We start from the raw sequence: 16,220 nt of genomic DNA, 5'->3' as shown, positions 1-16,220 counted from the left end.
TCAGCGTGCGTCCTCGTCGTTGTCGTAGAAGGACGGCCGCTCCGGGTAGTGCGGCCCGTCGTACACCTCGAGCAGGATCGACGTCTCCTCGGCCAGCGTCGGACCGTGGACGACGCCCTTCGGGTTCCAGTAGAAGCTGCCCTTGGTCAGCGTGGTCCCGGTCGGCAGGTACACGTACCGCCCGGACAGGCAGAACATGAACTGGTTCGAGGCGTGCTTGTGCTCCGACGGGATCCCGCTGCCCTGTTCGAACCGGACCAGCGCGATCGACGCCTCGGTCTCCGGGTCGCGCCAGAGCATCTTGTGGGACAGCCCGGCCAGCGACTTCTCCACCCACTCCAGGTCGTCCGTCTGCAGCAGGACCTCGCGCAGCGGTTCGTCGAAGGACGCCATCACTCACCCTCCCGTGGGACAGGCCGCCCGGTGACCCGGGTGTACAGCTCCTCGGCGATCCCGGGCCGCATCGGCGCGACGGCCGCCACGTGGCCGTCCGGCCGGACCAGGACGACCGTCTCGGCCGGTACGCCGTACCGCTCGGTCGCCACGCTGCCCGGGTCGAACAGGGACCGGTCCCGCAGGCCCGAGTCGAGCGGGGCGTCCCAGCGGGAGATCGCGTAGTGCTTCAGCGCCGGCGAGTCGTTCACCGGGAGCTCCGGCCGCCGCCGGACGTCGGTGAAGTACAGCGCCACGAACGAGTCCCGGCACAGCCCGTGGATCGTCTCCCGGCCGGACGGACCGTGCAGCGACAGGTCGGGAGCGCGGTCGCCGGCCCGGACCGCGGGCGGCTCGGCACTGGTCATCACCATCGACCAGTCACCGTGTCCCTCGACGTCGAGCCGGACGCTGAGCAACGTCCGCGTGTACGCCGTGGCCCAGTCGCTCCAGCCGGCTGTCACCGCGCCCCGCTCGTGCGACATGTACTTGCGGGCCGCCTCCGCCATCTCGCCCGACCCGTTGATCGCGACCGGACGCTGCTCCTGCTCGTACCCGTCGAGCAGTTCCGGCCCGGCCCAGCCCCGCAGGACCCAGGCGAGCCGCCACGGCAGGTTCGACGCGTCCAGGGCGCCGGTGTTCAGGCCGAGCGCCCACATCGGCGTGATCAGGTGTGCCGCATCGCCCATCAGGAAGACCTTGCGGTCCTGGGTCCACTCGTCCGCGACCCGGTGGTGCACGTTGTAGATGACCGTGCCGAGCAACTCGATCCGGTCCACCTCGCCGATGAACTGCTTGACCTTGACCAGCAGGTCCTCGTCCCCTGGCGGCTCGGCGCCCTGGGCCAGCGGGAACAGGAACCGCCAGTTGTCCGGCTGCCGGATCAGCACCATCCACTCGGACCGGTCCGCGAAGTACGCCAGGTACGGGTAGTCGCGGGCGTTGTTCACGTCCAGGTCGACCACGACGTCGATCAGCATGTACCGCTCGGGCAGCGTCTCACCGGTCACGGCCACGCCGAGCGCGTCCCGGATCCGGCTCCGGCCGCCGTCGCACGCGAGCAGGTGGGACGCCTCGATCCGTTCGGGTCCGGCCGGCGTCGACACCTCCAGGACGACCCGGTCGTCCTCGATCGCGAAGGACTCCAGCTTGGTCCGGGTCCGCACGGTGTTCCCGGTCCGTTCCAGCGCGGCCGCGAGGATCGGCTCCATCTTGGTCTGCGGCAGGTTGACCACGAACGGGAACCGGGTGTCGTTGACCAGCTCGGCCAGCTGGACCGAGGCGCGCGGCGTGTTCGTGGCCCGGTCGATGTCGCCGATCTCGTCGATCCGCAACGCGGCCGCGAGGATCTCGTCGACGCAGCCGTACCGGTCCCAGATCTCCAGCGTCCGCGACAACGTGGTGCCCGCCTTGGTGTCGGAGGACAGCACCGCGTCCTCCTCGAGCAGCACGAACGGCACGCCGTAGTGCGCCAGGCCGAGGGCGGTCGTCAGGCCGATCGGCCCGGCGCCCACGACCGCGACGGGGAGTTGGTCAGTCGAGGCCACGCATCACTCCGTGAAGTCGTCGAGCTTGGCGAACGCGCGTTCGCGGGTCAGCAGGGACCCGGTCATCGCGGCCGCGTCGGACAGCAGGAACAGCAGCGGGCCGACCACGTCCGCGGGGTCGCCGATGCCGGTGGTGTCACGCCAGTGGTCGAGGTCCGCGCCCGCATTCGCCGACCGGAACTGCTCGGTGTCGACGACGCCCGGCGCGATCAGGTTCACCCGGACCCGGTGCTCGGCCACCTCGGCGGCCAGGGTCCGGGCGAACGCGCTCAGCGCCGCCTTGCTGGACGCGTACGCGGCCGCGTGCGGGAACCCGGTCGAGGCCAGGCCGGAGGTGAACACCACCACCGACCCGTTGCCCCGGTCAACCATATGCGGGATCACGGCCTGGCAGACCCAGACCACTCCGTCCAGGTTGACCTTGAGCGTGTGCGTCCACTCGGCCGGGTCCAGGTCGATCACCGCGGCCCGGGGCTGGACGGCCGCGCCCGCGACCAGGCCGTCGATCCGCCCGTACCGCTCGACCACACTGCCGATCGCCTTGAACACGGCCTCGCGGTCCGCCACGTCGACCTCGTAGTACGCGATGCCCTCGCCGCGCGGCTCCACGACGTCGAGGACGACCGCGGTACCGCCGCGAGCCACCACTGCTTCGGCCAGGGCGGCGCCGATTCCACGGGAGCCGCCCGTGATCACCACGACCTCGCCGGTCGCGTCGAAGGTCACCTTCACGACGGCTCCTTCTGCTGCTTGGAGGTCATCGTCTCGGTGATCCGCTGAACGGCGCCGGCCAGGTGGTTGCGCAGGGCCTGCTCGGCGGCCTCCGGGTCGCGGGCCACGCACGCGTCCAGGATCGCCTGGTGTTCGAGCCGGTTCCGCTCGATCTGGATCACGGTCTGCCGGCTGCCGAACCGGTACCGCTCGCTGTTCTGCCAGACCGGCTCGATCGCCCGGGCCAGCCATTGCGAGCCACCCGCGCGGTACAGCGCGAAGTGGAAGTCGGCGTGCGCCTGCCGGGCCCCGATCGAGTCCTCCGCGCGGGACAGCCGCAGGTGGTCGGCGAGCGCGACGACGGCCTTCTGCTCGTCCTCTTCGCCGAAGTGCTCGGCGGCGGCCCGGATCGCCAGACTCTCCAGGGCGAGCCGGGTCTCGTGGGTGTCGTGCAGGTCCTCCAGCGACAGCTCGCGGACCCAGGCGCCACGGTGCGGGATGATGTCGACCAGCCCGAGCGCCTCCAGCCGCCGGAGTCCCTCGCGGACCGGCATCTGGCTCATGTCCAGCCGGCTCGCCAGCTCGACCAGCCGCAGCGGCGTACCGCTCGGCAGCTCGCCGGACAGGATCAGCTGGTGCAACTCGGCCGCGGCCGTCTCGGCGAGCGTCCGCCGCCCGCCACGGCCGCCGCCCGGCAGCAGCTCCAGCCGGCTGGTCACGCCAGCTCCTGGGGTACCAGGACGTTGCGCAGCTCGCCGATCTTGTCCGCGCGGGTGACGACCTCGTCGCCGGCCTTCAGGAACACCTGGGGCTCGCGGGCGTTGCCGATCCCGGCCGGCGTCCCGGTGAGCAGCAGGTCGCCCGGCCGCAGCGTCATCCCGAACGACAGCTCGCTGATCAACGTCGCGATGTCGTACGCCATCTGCTTGGTCGACGCGTCCTGCAGCGCCTCACCGTTCACCAGGCACTGCAGGTGAACGTCCTGCGGATCACCGAGCTCGTCCGGCGTGACGATCCACGGGCCGAGCGGCATCGTGTTGTCGATGCTCTTGCCCTTCAGCCACTGGCCGCCGTGCTGCCGTTGCAGGTCCCGCTGGGACACGTCGTTGGCGAGTGTGTACCCGAAGACGTGGCCGAGCGCGTCGGCCGGCTTGATGCTGCGCCCGGCCTTGCCGATCACCAGCGCGAGCTCGGCCTCGTAGTCCCACTTGGCCGAGATCACCGGGTCGTACGCGATCGGGTCGTTCGGCCCGACCACCACGTCCGGTCCCTTGGTGAAGAAGGTCGGGTGATCCGGCCGGTCGACGTCCTGGCCCTCGCGCTTGCCCTTCGACTCCTCGAAGTGGTCCCAGTAGTTCCAGCCGGTGCACAGGATGTCCCGGCGGAACCGGCGCAGCGGAGCCCGCAGCATGCCCGGCTCGAACGGGACCCGCTCGGCCCCGGCCAGCTCGTTGCGGACGGCATCGATCCCGGCCACGACCACGTCGGTCAGGTCCGGGTACGGGAGCAACGCCACCACGGCGTCCTCGACCACGCCGGGACGGTCCACCCCGGCGTACGTCACGGTCACGAAACGCATCTCAGACCCATTCGACGCCGCGCATGCGCTCACCCACCCCGGTCATGGGATCACCGCGATCGCGGAGATCTCGATCAGGTAGTCCGGATCCGCGAGCTTGCTGACCTCGACCAGGGTCGAGGCAGGCAACGGCTCCCGGAAGTACCGGGCCCGGACCTCGTGGATCTTGGCGAAGTCCTCCATGTTCCGGACGTACACGTCCACCCGGCAGACGTCGTCGAGCGTGCCGCCGGCCGCCGCGACCGCGGCCTGGACGTTATCCAGCACCTGCCGGGTCTGCTCGGCCACGTCGCCGACACCGGCGATGCTGCCGTCCGGACGCCGGGCGGTCATCCCGGAGACGAACACCAGCCGGCCGGTCGCCTCGATCGTGGTGGCCTGCGAGAACACCCCGTTCGGCGTTCGCAGCGCCTCGCTCGTGAGTTGGGTCTTCGGCATCAGTTCTGCTCCCCTCCGGTCGGTACCACAGCTCCGACCGCCTGCGCCGCGGCCAGCAACCCGTCCAGCGCCGACCGCTCGATCAGTACGCCGGTCCGCCGCTGCTGGCGCGCCCGCTCCGCCTCGATCTCGCCCGGCAGGTACAGCCGGTCCACCCCCGGCGCGGTCGCACTCCCCCGCACCCGCTCGGCCAGGTCGGACGAACGGCGCCGGAACTGCTGGATCCCGCCCAGCAGTTCCGGGTCGATCGCCAGGAACAGGTGGGCGCAGTCGTTCGGCCGGTCCGGCTCCCGGTACAGCGGCCGGACCTCGTCGCCCCAGCCGCCACCGCTGAGGACACCGGTGAGCACGTCGATCATCAGCGCCAGCCCGAATCCCTTGTGCCCGGCGGCCGGCAGCAGCATCCCGAGCACCGCCTCCTCCGGGTCGGTGGTCGGCACGCCGTCCGGGTCGGTCGCCCAGTTGTCCGGGATCGGCCGGCCCGCCGAGGCCGCCAGCCGGATCTTGCCCAGGGCAACGGCCGACAGGGCCATGTCCAGCACGATCTCCGGGCCGGCCTGGGTCGGGACCGCGATCGCCAGCGGGTTGTTGCCGACGATCCGCTCGGCGCCACCCGGGGCCGGCATCAACGGCGTGGTGTTCGACATCGCGACGCCGAGGCAGCCGGCCTCCGCGGCCTGCATGGCCCACCGGCTGGCGGCGCCGAAGTGGTGCGCGTTCCGGACCGACACCAGACCGATCCCGTACCGGCCGGCCCGCTCGATCGCGAGCCCCATCGCCTGCGGGCTGGTCAGCTGGCCCATCCCGCCGCGCGCGTCCGCGACGATCGCGGCCCCGGCGTCGTGCAGGACGTCCAGCTCGCGCTCCCGGGTGACCCCGCCGGCGTTCAGGCGCTCGACGTACATCGGGACGAGCAGGATGCCGTGCGAGCTGACACCGCGCAGTTCCGCGTCGACCAGGGCGTGCGCGATCTGGGCCGCGTCCGCCGGGTCGAACCCGAGCGAGGTGAAGACCGCCGAGACGGTGGCCTCCAGCCAGGCCGGGCGGACCAGGACGCGGCGGTCGGCGTCCGACGCCTGCGCGGTCATCGGTTCTCCTGGGCCCAGGGCAACCAGAGGTGCTCCAGCAGGACCAGGCCGTAGAACAGGACGATGCTCATGATGCTGAGCAGGCCGATCGCGGCGAACGCGAGCGGGGTGTCGGCGGAGGCGCCGGAGGTCCAGATCACGAACCCGAGGCCCTGGGTGGCGCCGGAGAACTCACCGATCACCGACCCGATCACGGCCAGTGAGATCGCCACCTTGAGCCCGGTGAACACCTGCGGCAGCGCGTAGGTGAAGCGCAGCTTGAAGAACTCCTGGAACCGGCTCGCCTTCAGCGACCGGAGCAGTTCGACCAGTTCGGCCGGGGTCGACTTCATCCCCTGCGCGGTCGAGATGACGATCGGGAAGAAGCAGATCAGCACCACCATCGCCACCTTGGGCAGCGGGCCGAAACCCCACCAGACCACCAGCAGCGGCGCGATCGCGATCTTCGGGATCGCGTTGATCGCGAGCAGCAGCGGATAGACCAGCCGCTCCAGGATCACCGACCGGACGATCAGCAGCGCGATCGGGACACCGATCAGGATCGACAGCACGAACCCGACCAGGGTCTCCAGCAACGACACCATCGTCTGCTGCAGCAGGTACCCGGGCTGCTCGAGGAACTTGGCGACCACGTCCGCCGGGCTGGGCAGCAGGAACGGCTCGATCTCGAACACGAGAATGGCCAGCCACCACACCGCGAAGATGCCGAGCACCCCGACGAACGGCAGCAGGATCGCGGCCGAGCGCGAGCTGGTGAGCCAGGACGATCTGGTACTCATCGGGGCGTGTCCACCACTTTCTCGGACAGCAGCTCGTGCAGGTGGCCACTGATCTCGGCCACCTCGGTGAGGTGCGCGTTCCGGCCGAGACTGCGCGGCCGCGGGATGTCGATCTCGACGATCTCGCGCAACCGGCCCGGCCGCGGCGTCAGCACCACGACCCGGTCGGCCAGGACGACGGCCTCCTCGATCGAGTGGGTGACGAAGACGATGGTGGTGGCCAGCTCCATCTGGATCCGCTGCAGCTCTTCGGACAACTCGGTCCGGGTGAGCGCGTCGAGCGCCGAGAACGGCTCGTCCATCAGCATCACCTTGGGCCGCCGGATCAGCGACCGGCACAGCGAGACCCGCTGCTGCATCCCACCGGACAGCTCGTGCGGAAGCCGGCGCTCGAACCCCTCCAGCCCCACCAGGCCGAGGAGTTCGTGCGCGCGGTCCCGGTACCGCTTGAGGTCCATCCCCTGGTCGGGGTCGCCGCCGCTGATCTCCACCGGCAGCATCACGTTCGACAGCACCGAGCGCCACGGCAGCAGGGCCGGGCGCTGGAACATGAACGAGACGTCCCGGCGCGGTCCGGTGACGGCGTCCCCCGCCACCGCGACCCCGCCGTACGTCGGGCTGAGCAGGCCCGCGATCAGCCGGAGCAGCGTGGACTTGCCACAGCCGGACCGGCCGATCAACGTGACGAACTCGTTCTCCTGGACGTGCAGGTCGATCCCCTCGAGAGCCTGGACCCGGCCCCCGCGTCCCTCGAAGACCTGCCCCACGCCGTCCAGCTTGATCATGCTCAGCCCTTCGGCGCCAACGCGCCGTCGACCACGTCGGCCGGCTTGATGTCGGTGCCGACCTGCTTGGCGTCGACGAGAGCGTCGATCACCTTCTGCACCCGGGCCGTGTCCACGTCGCCGAGCGGGCCGGTGAAGCCCTCCGGCTTCACGTACTCCTTCATCAGCTTCAGCTCCTGGGTGGCCACGTCGACGTCGAGGTTCGGCGCGTACTTCTTCATCGTCTTCGCCGCCCCCTCCGGGTCGTCGATGGCGTCCTGCAGACCCTTGAGCAGCGCGCCGGTGAACCGCTTGACCTGGTCCGGGTGGTCCTTGGCCAGGTCGCTGCGGGTGATGATCGCGTTGCCGTAAAGGTCCGGCAGCTTGTCGCCGTAAGGCAGCACGACCGCCTTGCGCTTCTTCGGGTCCGCCTTCTCCACCAGCGGCACACCGACCACGAACTGGCCGATGCCGTCGACCGTGCCGGCCGCGAGCAACTGCGGCAGCTGCGGCGGCGGGTTCGGCACGAACTTGGTCTGGTCGGCCGGGATCCCGGCGGCCTTGGCGTAGAGCGGGAACATCACCGTGTTGGTGGAGCCCGGCTGGTCGCCGATCTTCTTGCCGACCAGGTCCTCCGCCTTGGTGATCGAGCCACCCTGCAGCGCCACGATCGCGGCCAGCGAACGCTGGTGGATCATGCCGACGGTGGTGACCGGGAGCTTCTGCTTGCCCATCGTGATGACGGTGCCGGTGAAGTCACCGATGCCGTAGTCGGCCTGGCCGCCGGCCACCAGCTTCATCACGTCGACCGTGCCCGAGCCCGGGTTGATGGTGACGTCGAAGCCGGCGTCCTTGAAATAGCCCTTCTCGAGGGCGACATAAGCGTAGGCCTCGCGGCCGAACAAGTTGAACGAAGTGAGGTAGCTGACCTTCTCCAGGTTCTCGCCGCCGTCACCGCTGGTGCTGCCGTTGTCGTTGCACGCGCTCGCTAGAGCGAGCGCGAGAACCGCCACACCTGCGACGGCTGCACGTCTGAACCTCATGCCGGATGATCTCCTCTCCGATATTTGATCAAACATCAAATATGGAAGGCCGGTCAATCGGCCCCCGGGGGACTTCACGGTGTCTTTACGTCCACCGAATCTGGTCCCGCGGAGCCCGGGTTGCCGCCCGTCCTGGAGCCGTTCCCCATGCCTGTCCGTCCTGGACGAGCATCCCGCCCCGACCACAGACCGTACCTGCCCGGACAGCAGACCGCGACGCCCAGCCGGGCCGAAACTGGCTGATTGGTTCAAATTTGTGTAAACCCGGCCACGGACTGTGACTCAGGTCATGGGAACGCTCTCGTCCCGGGAACGAGCCACCTCCTTCCGCCGGTCACCGCGCCCACCCTTCCGCACCGGCGGCTCACCTCTTCCCCCGGGGTCCGGGCGCCGCCGGGATCAGGGCGACATTCCCTCCGTGGAGTGAAGGGCCTGACCGCGGGCTTTGACAGGATGTCCGGGTGGCGAACGTGCTGGCGCGCGGGTCGACGTACCTGCGCTGGGTCTACCTGCTGCTCGGCGCTGCCCTGGTCCTGGCGTTCATCCTGGTGGACAGCGCGCTGGTGGCGCTGATCGACGACCTGAACCTGCACCCGGTCCCGACCGGGATCCTGAGCGCGCTGGTCGTGGTCGTGCCGCCGGTGCTGCTCGGCATCCTGCCCGCGGTCCGCGAGGTGGAGGGCATCGCGGTCGAGTCGTTGCTCGGGGTCCGGTTCGAGGAGCGGCCGCTCGGCCCGGCCCGGACCTGGCCGCAACGCCGGCGGACCGCCGTCTGGTTCTGCCTGCACCTGGTCGCCGGTGGCCTGATCGGCTTCCTCACCACGGTGGTCGTCGGACTGGGCGCCGTGTTGCTCACGGCCCCCTTCCGCGACGCCGGCAGGTACGACCTGATCGACGGCATCTCGTACCACGTGGCCGGCCGCTGGACCGACCTGTGGATGCCCGCGACCGCGCTGGCCGGACTGCTCGCGCTCTTCCTGCTGTCCTCCGCTCTCGGCGCCCTGCTCGCGTACTCCGCGCCACGTTTCCTCGGTCCGACCCCGGCCGAGCGGATCGAGCTGCTCGAACGCCGGACCGCTACACTTGCCGAACGCAACCGACTCGCCCGGGAGCTGCACGACAGCGTCGGCCACGCGCTGAGCCTGGTGACGATCCAGGCCGCCGCCGCCCGCCGGGTACTCGGTACCGATCCCGCGTTCGCCGAGACGGCGCTGGCCGCGATGGAGACGTCGGCGCGGGCCGCCCTCGCCGATCTCGATCACGTCCTCGGCCTGCTCCGCGACGATCGCCGGCCCGGGACCGAGACGGCTCCGCAGGCCACCCTCGGCGACGTGGCCCGTCTGGTCGAGGCGACCCGGGCCGGTGGGATCACCGTCGACGTCCGGCGTTCGGGTGAGCTCGACGAGTTGCCCGCCGCGGTCTCGCGGGAGGCGTACCGGATCGTCCAGGAGGGCCTGACCAACGCGATCCGGCACGCCGGGCGGCCCGCCGACCAGGTCGAGGTGGAGCTGTCGATCAGCCTGGACGGCACCGGGCTGCTGCTCGAACTGACGAACCCGGTCACCGGCCCGTCCGACCACTCCGGCGGCGGCCGCGGCCTCGCCGGGATCCGTGAACGGGTCTCCGTACTGCAGGGCACCGTCGAGGCAGGAGCGGCCGCCGGCCGCTGGCGGCTCGCCGTCACCCTGCCGGTCACCGTCACCACGAAAGGACGCCAGTGAGCACCTCGGGGAACAGCAGCGCCGACATCCGCGTGGTCGTGGTCGACGACGAACCGCTGATCCGCAGCGGACTGCGCGCGATCATCGACGCCGAGCCGGGCCTGCACGTGGTCGGCGAGGCCGGGGACGGCGCCGAGGTGCTGCCGGTGGTCCGCCGGACCGGGCCCGACGTGGTGCTGATGGACGTCCGGATGCCCGCGGTCGACGGCATCCAGGCGACCCGGCTGCTGCTCGACGGACTCGAGTCCCCACCCCGGGTGCTGGTGGTGACCACCTTCGAGAACGACGACTACGTGTACGACGCGTTGCGCGCGGGCGCGTCCGGGTTCCTGCTGAAGCGCACTCCCCCGGACGAGATCGTCGCGGGGATCCGGACCGTGGCGGGCAGCGAGTCGCTGCTCTTCCCGGAGGCGATCAGGGCGTTGGCGCTCGCGCATGTCAGCGAGCAGGCGCAGCCGACGGGGCTGGACCAGTACCAGCTGACCGAGCGGGAGCAGGAGGTACTCCGGCTGATGGCGCGGGGCCTGTCGAACGCGGAGATCGCGGCCGAGCTCGTGCTGGGAGTACAGACCATCAAGACCCACGTCGCGAACCTGCTGGCCAAGCTGGGCGCGCGGGACCGGACCCAGGCGGTCATCCTGGCCTACGAGTCGGGCTTCGTGCCGTTGCGCTGAGCGCCGGTCGCGCTCAGCCTCACCTCAGTCGCCGGGGAGCAGGGTCTCGTCGGCGACGTTGCACGCGTTGTGGACCGGGTCCTGGCTGTTCGCCCTGATCGCGACGCGCTGCAGCAGCATCCGGAAGACGAGCCGGTCGCCGTCGTCCAGGCCACCGAGCACCTCGTCCTCGGCCTCCCGCAGCCGGCGCTCCAGGTCGCAGAGCGTCTCGCGGCCCTGCTCGGTCGGCACGATCAGTCGCGCGCGCCGGTCGGCCGGATCGGGCTGACGCTGCACCAGGCCGGCCTTCTCCAGGTCGTCGAGCAGGTACGTCATCACCGTCCGGTCGACGTCCAGGTGACCGGCCAGCTCCAACTGCCGCCGTGGCCCTTCGGCGTTCGCCGTGGCGAGCACCTGGTACCCCCGGGGGCCGCCCGGGACGTCCTCCAGCGCCGCGGCAGCGCGCTTGGCGTACCGACGGAAGACCACGCCGAGCGCCCAGCCGAGGTCCGCCTCGACGGACGTACCGGCCGCGCCGCGGGCTCGCACTTCGGGCGAAGGACTGGTCACGGAATCCATCGTACGGGGTGCCCGGGGCGTGGAATACGGTCTGACTTGAATATGTTCTGCTTCACAGACTATCTTCGGGACAGCTCAACGACGAGCCGACCCTCACCCGTTTCTGGAGAGGAACGAGATATGACCACCCTCCTTCGCGTCGACGCGAGCATCCGCGTCGACGGCTCCGTCAGCCGCGCCCTGGCCGACAGCGCCGAGGCCGCCTGGCGGGCCGAGCACCCGGACGGCGTCGTGGTCCGGCGCGACCTCGGCAAGCACCCGGTCCCGGCCGGCGTCTGGCAGACGCTGATCACCGACCGGTTCGGCTGGGAGGCCCCCGGCGACGCCGAGTTCGCCGACCTGGCGGCGGCCAACGCCGTGGCCGAGGAGATCCTGACCGAGTTCAAGGCGGCCGACGCGGTCCTGCTCGCCGTCCCGCTGTACAACTACGGCATCGCCCAGCACGTCAAGGGGTGGATGGACGTCCTGCTCACCGACCAGGGCCTGCAGCGCGGCGGGGACGTCGCCGGCCGGCCGCTCATCCTCACTCTCGCGCGCGGTGGCGGGTACGGCCCGGGCACGCCGCGGGAAGGCTGGGACCACGCGACGCCGTACCTGGAGCGCATCTTCGGCGAGGTCTTCCAGATGGACGTCCACAAGGCCGAGGCGGAGCTGACCCTGGCTCCGGTCACGCCGGGTATGGAGGAACTGATCGAGGCCGCCAAGGAGTCCGAGAAGGCCGCCCTCGACCACGCCGGCCGGCACGGCACCCAGGTGGCCCGCCGGCTCACCGGAGCAGCCGCCTGACGGTCTGCGTCAGCCCGGTCCGTTGACCGGGTGATACGAGTGGACCGGCCGACCCGCTGAAGGTCGCCCGTGAGTGCCGAGCTCGAGCCGGCACCCCCGCGGCCACCTGATCAGCCGGTGTGGCGCCAGCACGACACCGTGACCGAGAGCGTCACCGCTGCCGGGTCCGCGAGTGCCTTGATCCGTTCTGCGCGTTCTTCCCGCTCCAGATGCCGCGCGCTTGGCGTCATCGCGACCAGGTGCTCGATCGAGCGATGGTCCAGCCGCAGCGTGACCTCGACCGACTCCGCGGCGACCTGCTCGAATCCGGTCAGCGACCGGACCAGCCGGCGCTCCTTCTCCTCGTCCACCTTGACCAGGCCGAGGACGTCGACGAGCTCGCCGAGATGCCGCTGGTTCGGGGTGACGACGAGCAGGGTGCCGCCCGGGGCCAGGATGCGCGCCATCTCCCGCGCGTTGCGGGGCGCGAACACGTCGAGGATCACCTCGGCCGCGTGATCCTGGATCGGCAGTTCCTGCCAGGCGTCGCAGACCACCGAGCCGATCCGCGGATCCGCCTTGGCGGCTCGGCGCGCGGCGTACTTGGAGACGTCGAGCGCGATTCCCGGCCGGCCTGGTGATGCGCCGAGGACGCCGGCCAGGTAGTACGCCGTACCCGCTCCCACCTCCACGACCAGGCCGTCACCCGGTGGGGTCACGCGGATCAGGGCGGCCCGGATCGGTTCGTACCAGCCGGCAGTGAGGAACGTACCGCGCGCCTCGATCATCTCCGCGGTGTCGCCGTCGATCCCGGTGGATGCCGAGGGCAACAGGTTGAGGTACCCCTGCTTGGCCAGGTCGAAGGCGTGGCCCCGATCGCACCGCGCGGTCCGGCCGACCAGCCCGAGGTCCGCCCCACAGATCGGGCAGCGCAGGACGGAGACCAGGTCGGGGAGCATCGCACCATTGTCCCCCGCCTGCCTCGGTCAACCGGCGCCCGGGGTCTGCGGCGTTGTGGGTCAGCCGTTGATGTCGCGGCTGGTCAGGCGGGCCCAGGCCGCGGCGTAGAAGACCGCCAGGTACGCGGCCTGGAGCAGCAGGTTGCGCTGGATGGCGTCCCAGTACGGCGGGTCGCGGAGCAGGTCAGCGAACGAGGTCCAGCCGTACATCAGCAGCCACGGGTGGATCACGTCGATCTGCGGGATCGCGCCGAGGATCCCGAACACGATGAACGCGCCGAACGTCGCCGCCATCGCCGCCAGCGGGGTCGAGGTGAGCGAGCTGACGAACAACCCGATCCCGGCCAGGCCGAGCAACGAGGCGGCGATCACGACCGCGATCCCGAGGGCCCGCAGCAGTCCCTCGGCCAGCGGCACCGTCGATCCGGACAGCAGCGTGACGTCGCCGACCGGGAACAGCAGGAACCCGGCGATCAGGCCGGACACCCAGATCGTCAGCGTCGCGGCCAGGCAGAACACGGCGAGCGCGACCATCTTCGCCGCGAGCAGCCGCGATCGGCCGGCCGGGGCGGTGAGCAGATTCCGCAGGGTGCCGAGACTGGCCTCGCCCGCGAGCGACTCGCCGGAGATGACGGTGACCGCGGTCGGCAGGAAGAACGGCAACGACAACGCCAGGCTCGCGACGACGAGGAAGAACCCGTTCCCGGCGACCTGGCCGAGGAACCCCTCGGCGTCCCCGGAGGACCCGGACAGCCGGATCGCGACCCCGACCATCACGGGCACCGCGGCAAGTACTCCCAGCAACACCCACGTCCGAGCCCGCCCGAACACCAGGTGCAACTCGGACCGGAACAAGGCCACCGCATGCCGCCCCGCACTCGGCCCAGTACTGATCGTCCGGGCGAGGCGTGGACTCGCGGGGGTTGCTGAGGTCGGGCTATTCGGCGACATCGAAGCCCTCTCCGGTCAGGGCGACGAAGGCTTCTTCGAGGCTGGGGCGTTCGAGGGTGAAGCCGTGCAGGCGGACGTCGGCGGCGACCAGGGCGGCGGCGAACTTGTCGATCGGCAGCTCCCCCGGATCGCCGTCCACGGTCTCCTCGGTCTGGCGGAGATCGGTGACGCCCAGCCCGGCCAGGGTCTGCGCCGCGCGGCCGAGATCCGGGGTCCGGACGACGAGCCGGGGTCGCAGCTCGGACCGGAGCTCGGCCATCGTGGACTGGCGGACCAGCCGGCCGCGGCTCATCACCGCGGCGTGCGTGCAGACCTGCTCGACCTCGGCCAGCAGGTGGGTCGAGGTGAAGATCGTGGTGCCGTCGTTCGCGAGCTCGCGGATGAGCAGCCGGACCTCGCGAGTGCCCTGCGGATCCAGCCCGTTGGTCGGTTCGTCGAGGACCAGCAACTCCCGCCGCTGCATCAGCGCGACCGCGATCGCCAGCCGCTGCCGCATGCCGAGCGAGTACGCCCGGACCTTCTTCCCGGCGGCGTTCGACAGCCCGACCCGCTCCAGCGCCTCCCCCGCCCGCGCCTTCCTGGTCCGCGGGTCGGCGGTCCGGTCGGCCGCGTCGAACCGGAGCAGATTCGCCTGCCCGGTCCAGAACGGGTAGAAGGCCGGTCCCTCCACCAACGCGCCCACCCGCGGCAGGACGGACAGCTGGCGGGCCGGCATCGCCTCGCCCAGCAACTCCACCGACCCGGCCGTCGGCGCGATCAGGCCGAGCAGCATCCGGATCGTGGTCGTCTTGCCCGAGCCGTTCGGCCCTAGGAACCCGAAGACGCTTCCGGCCGGAACTTCCAGGTCGATGGCGTCCACCGCCACCTGCCCACCCCGGAACCGCTTCGTCAGACCCCGCGTCACCACCGGCGGCCGGTCATCGGTCGCCGAGGGCGCGGGCAGTGACTCGGTGGTGGAGCTGGTCGGGTCGGCGTCGGCAGGTGGGGTCGGGCTGGGTCCACCGGTGGGTGGGGTGGTCACGTCAGCGCGGAGCCTTGGGCGCGGCGGCGACGAGGGTGTCGGGAGTGACCAGGCCGACCAGGATGCGGCCGTCGTCGGTGATCAGCGCGCTGACCATCTTGCTGGTCAGGATCTTGCCCGAGCCCCAACTGCCCTGCACGGTGCGGGCGTTCGCCAGCAACTGGTCGACGGGACCGTTGCCCGGGGTGATCTTCGCGTCGTGCAGCACGGCCACGCTCTCCCAGCCCTGGCCGACCACGTCCGGCCGGTCACCGCGCGCCGGCGGCGTGGCCTTCGGCGTCCCCGGCTTGGGGGTGACGGACTTCGGGGTGGCCTTGTGCTCGCGGGGCGCCGGGACCGTCTTCTCCGTCACCTTCACGCCCTTCGGCGGGGTGAAGGCGAACGTGCCGGCCGACGGGACGTCGAACGAGACCGACGTGAAGCCGACCCGCAGGGCCGGGTCGTCGCCGGTGCGCGGCTTGACGGTGACCTCGAGCGGGACCCAGTTCTTCGAGTCGATCGCCAGCTCGACCGATCCGACCGTGGTCTTGTCGGTCCGCGGCACCAGGCGCAGCTTGTAAGCGTCCCGGCCGGCGACCTTCTCGGTGCCGGTGACCTCGACCTTGGTACTCGGGTCGATCGCGGCGAGGAACTTCTTCGCCACCGCCTGCGGGTCGTACGCCTCGCGCTCGGGCGCCACCTCCGGCTTCGCGGGCCGGGCCGGCAGCACGTACTTGCGGGCCTCGCGCTGGGACGAGTCGTACGCCCAGGCGGTCTTGCCGTCGGTGGTCAGGACGCGCTCGGCCATGTCGTCGAGCACGGAGACGCGGGCCTTGTCGGGCTGGGCGAACGCGACGCGGGCGGTGTGCTCACCACTCAGCAGGTCGGGCACGCCACCGCGGTCACCGTGGCCGTCCTCGACGCCGGGCAGCGCGGGCAGCCCCAGATCCGCTGCCGAGCGGACCGTCCCGCTCAGCCCGTCGACCTTGGCGGTCTGCACCCGGGTGAGCAGGTCCTGCGCCGTCAGTTCGGGTAGGTCGGGAGACGCGTCCGCGACCATCGGCCCGAACGCTCCCACGCCCGCGACCAGCGCGATCGCCGAAATGGGAACCAACCACCGTCGACTGCCCCTCGTTGTACCCATGTCACCAAGACTCGCACCGCGACCACCCGGATCCAAGCGCCGCGGGGACGGTTCACCCAAAAGAGTG

18 protein-coding genes are annotated in these 16,220 nt (G+C 70.9%); 3 read left to right on the top strand and 15 right to left on the bottom strand.

Annotated features, from left to right (window positions below; translation table 11 throughout):
• The 10 genes from FB561_RS24440 to FB561_RS24395 are packed head-to-tail and all read right to left on the bottom strand — an operon-like array spanning position 1 to position 8,381.
• Positions 1 to 393, bottom strand: coding sequence for a cupin domain-containing protein (locus tag FB561_RS24440; protein ID WP_145810641.1), 393 nt, complete (start codon positions 391 to 393; stop codon positions 1 to 3).
• Positions 393 to 1,979: an FAD-dependent monooxygenase gene (locus FB561_RS24435; RefSeq protein ID WP_145810639.1), complete on the bottom strand. Its 1,587-nt coding sequence runs from the start codon at positions 1,977 to 1,979 to the stop codon at positions 393 to 395. The genes FB561_RS24440 and FB561_RS24435 overlap by 1 nt, the downstream gene beginning before the upstream one ends.
• Before the next feature lie 3 nt (positions 1,980 to 1,982).
• The gene (locus FB561_RS24430; protein ID WP_145810638.1) at positions 1,983 to 2,711 is read right to left on the bottom strand and encodes an SDR family NAD(P)-dependent oxidoreductase; all 729 of its coding nucleotides are present in this window, start codon (positions 2,709 to 2,711) and stop codon (positions 1,983 to 1,985) included.
• Positions 2,708 to 3,409, bottom strand: a complete 702-nt coding sequence (locus tag FB561_RS24425; RefSeq protein ID WP_145810636.1) for a GntR family transcriptional regulator — start codon at positions 3,407 to 3,409, stop codon at positions 2,708 to 2,710. The genes FB561_RS24430 and FB561_RS24425 overlap by 4 nt, the downstream gene beginning before the upstream one ends.
• The gene (locus FB561_RS24420; protein WP_145810634.1) at positions 3,406 to 4,269 is read right to left on the bottom strand and encodes a fumarylacetoacetate hydrolase family protein; all 864 of its coding nucleotides are present in this window, start codon (positions 4,267 to 4,269) and stop codon (positions 3,406 to 3,408) included. Before FB561_RS24420 ends, FB561_RS24425 begins: the two co-directional genes overlap by 4 nt.
• A 42-nt stretch (positions 4,270 to 4,311) precedes the next feature.
• A complete protein-coding gene (locus FB561_RS24415; protein WP_145810632.1) occupies positions 4,312 to 4,707 on the bottom strand; it encodes a RidA family protein in 396 nt (131 codons plus the stop codon).
• Positions 4,707 to 5,795, bottom strand: coding sequence for an Ldh family oxidoreductase (locus FB561_RS24410; protein ID WP_145810630.1), 1,089 nt, complete (start codon positions 5,793 to 5,795; stop codon positions 4,707 to 4,709). The genes FB561_RS24415 and FB561_RS24410 overlap by 1 nt, the downstream gene beginning before the upstream one ends.
• Positions 5,792 to 6,574: an ABC transporter permease gene (locus tag FB561_RS24405; protein WP_145810628.1), complete on the bottom strand. Its 783-nt coding sequence runs from the start codon at positions 6,572 to 6,574 to the stop codon at positions 5,792 to 5,794. The genes FB561_RS24410 and FB561_RS24405 overlap by 4 nt, the downstream gene beginning before the upstream one ends.
• Entirely contained in the window at positions 6,571 to 7,359 is a 789-nt protein-coding gene (locus FB561_RS24400) for an ABC transporter ATP-binding protein (RefSeq protein WP_145810625.1), read from the bottom strand. Before FB561_RS24400 ends, FB561_RS24405 begins: the two co-directional genes overlap by 4 nt.
• Before the next feature lie 2 nt (positions 7,360 to 7,361).
• A complete protein-coding gene (locus FB561_RS24395) occupies positions 7,362 to 8,381 on the bottom strand; it encodes an ABC transporter substrate-binding protein (protein WP_145810624.1) in 1,020 nt (339 codons plus the stop codon).
• Between the two features lie 461 nt (positions 8,382 to 8,842).
• Here FB561_RS24395 and FB561_RS24390 point away from each other — a divergent pair, with 461 nt between their 5' ends.
• Complete coding sequence (locus tag FB561_RS24390) at positions 8,843 to 10,102, top strand: sensor histidine kinase (protein ID WP_145810622.1); 1,260 nt, start codon at positions 8,843 to 8,845, stop codon at positions 10,100 to 10,102.
• Entirely contained in the window at positions 10,099 to 10,776 is a 678-nt protein-coding gene (locus FB561_RS24385; RefSeq protein ID WP_145810619.1) for a response regulator, read from the top strand. The genes FB561_RS24390 and FB561_RS24385 overlap by 4 nt, the downstream gene beginning before the upstream one ends.
• A 24-nt stretch (positions 10,777 to 10,800) precedes the next feature.
• Here FB561_RS24385 and FB561_RS24380 read toward each other — a convergent pair whose 3' ends face one another.
• Positions 10,801 to 11,334: a MarR family winged helix-turn-helix transcriptional regulator gene (locus tag FB561_RS24380; RefSeq protein ID WP_145810617.1), complete on the bottom strand. Its 534-nt coding sequence runs from the start codon at positions 11,332 to 11,334 to the stop codon at positions 10,801 to 10,803.
• A gap of 120 nt (positions 11,335 to 11,454) precedes the next feature.
• Here FB561_RS24380 and FB561_RS24375 point away from each other — a divergent pair, with 120 nt between their 5' ends.
• Positions 11,455 to 12,120, top strand: coding sequence for an FMN-dependent NADH-azoreductase (locus tag FB561_RS24375; RefSeq protein ID WP_145810615.1), 666 nt, complete (start codon positions 11,455 to 11,457; stop codon positions 12,118 to 12,120).
• Between the two features lie 110 nt (positions 12,121 to 12,230).
• Here the strand turns inward: FB561_RS24375 and FB561_RS24370 are convergent, their stop codons facing one another.
• The 4 genes from FB561_RS24370 to FB561_RS24355 all read right to left on the bottom strand — a co-directional run bounded on the left by FB561_RS24370 (position 12,231) and on the right by FB561_RS24355 (position 16,123).
• A complete protein-coding gene (locus FB561_RS24370; RefSeq protein ID WP_145810613.1) occupies positions 12,231 to 13,058 on the bottom strand; it encodes a putative RNA methyltransferase in 828 nt (275 codons plus the stop codon).
• Between the two features lie 60 nt (positions 13,059 to 13,118).
• Positions 13,119 to 13,919, bottom strand: coding sequence for an ABC transporter permease (locus FB561_RS24365; RefSeq protein ID WP_238335032.1), 801 nt, complete (start codon positions 13,917 to 13,919; stop codon positions 13,119 to 13,121).
• A gap of 76 nt (positions 13,920 to 13,995) precedes the next feature.
• The gene (locus FB561_RS24360) at positions 13,996 to 15,030 is read right to left on the bottom strand and encodes an ABC transporter ATP-binding protein (RefSeq protein WP_238335031.1); all 1,035 of its coding nucleotides are present in this window, start codon (positions 15,028 to 15,030) and stop codon (positions 13,996 to 13,998) included.
• A gap of 1 nt (position 15,031) precedes the next feature.
• Positions 15,032 to 16,123: a LolA family protein gene (locus tag FB561_RS24355; protein WP_238335029.1), complete on the bottom strand. Its 1,092-nt coding sequence runs from the start codon at positions 16,121 to 16,123 to the stop codon at positions 15,032 to 15,034.
• Positions 16,124 to 16,220 lie beyond the last annotated feature (97 nt).

This window comes from Kribbella amoyensis (assembly GCF_007828865.1).
Lineage (GTDB): Bacteria > Actinomycetota > Actinomycetes > Propionibacteriales > Kribbellaceae > Kribbella > Kribbella amoyensis.
The sequence above is the reverse complement of the archived record's forward strand: the minus strand, read 5'-3'. Positions and strand labels throughout refer to the sequence as shown.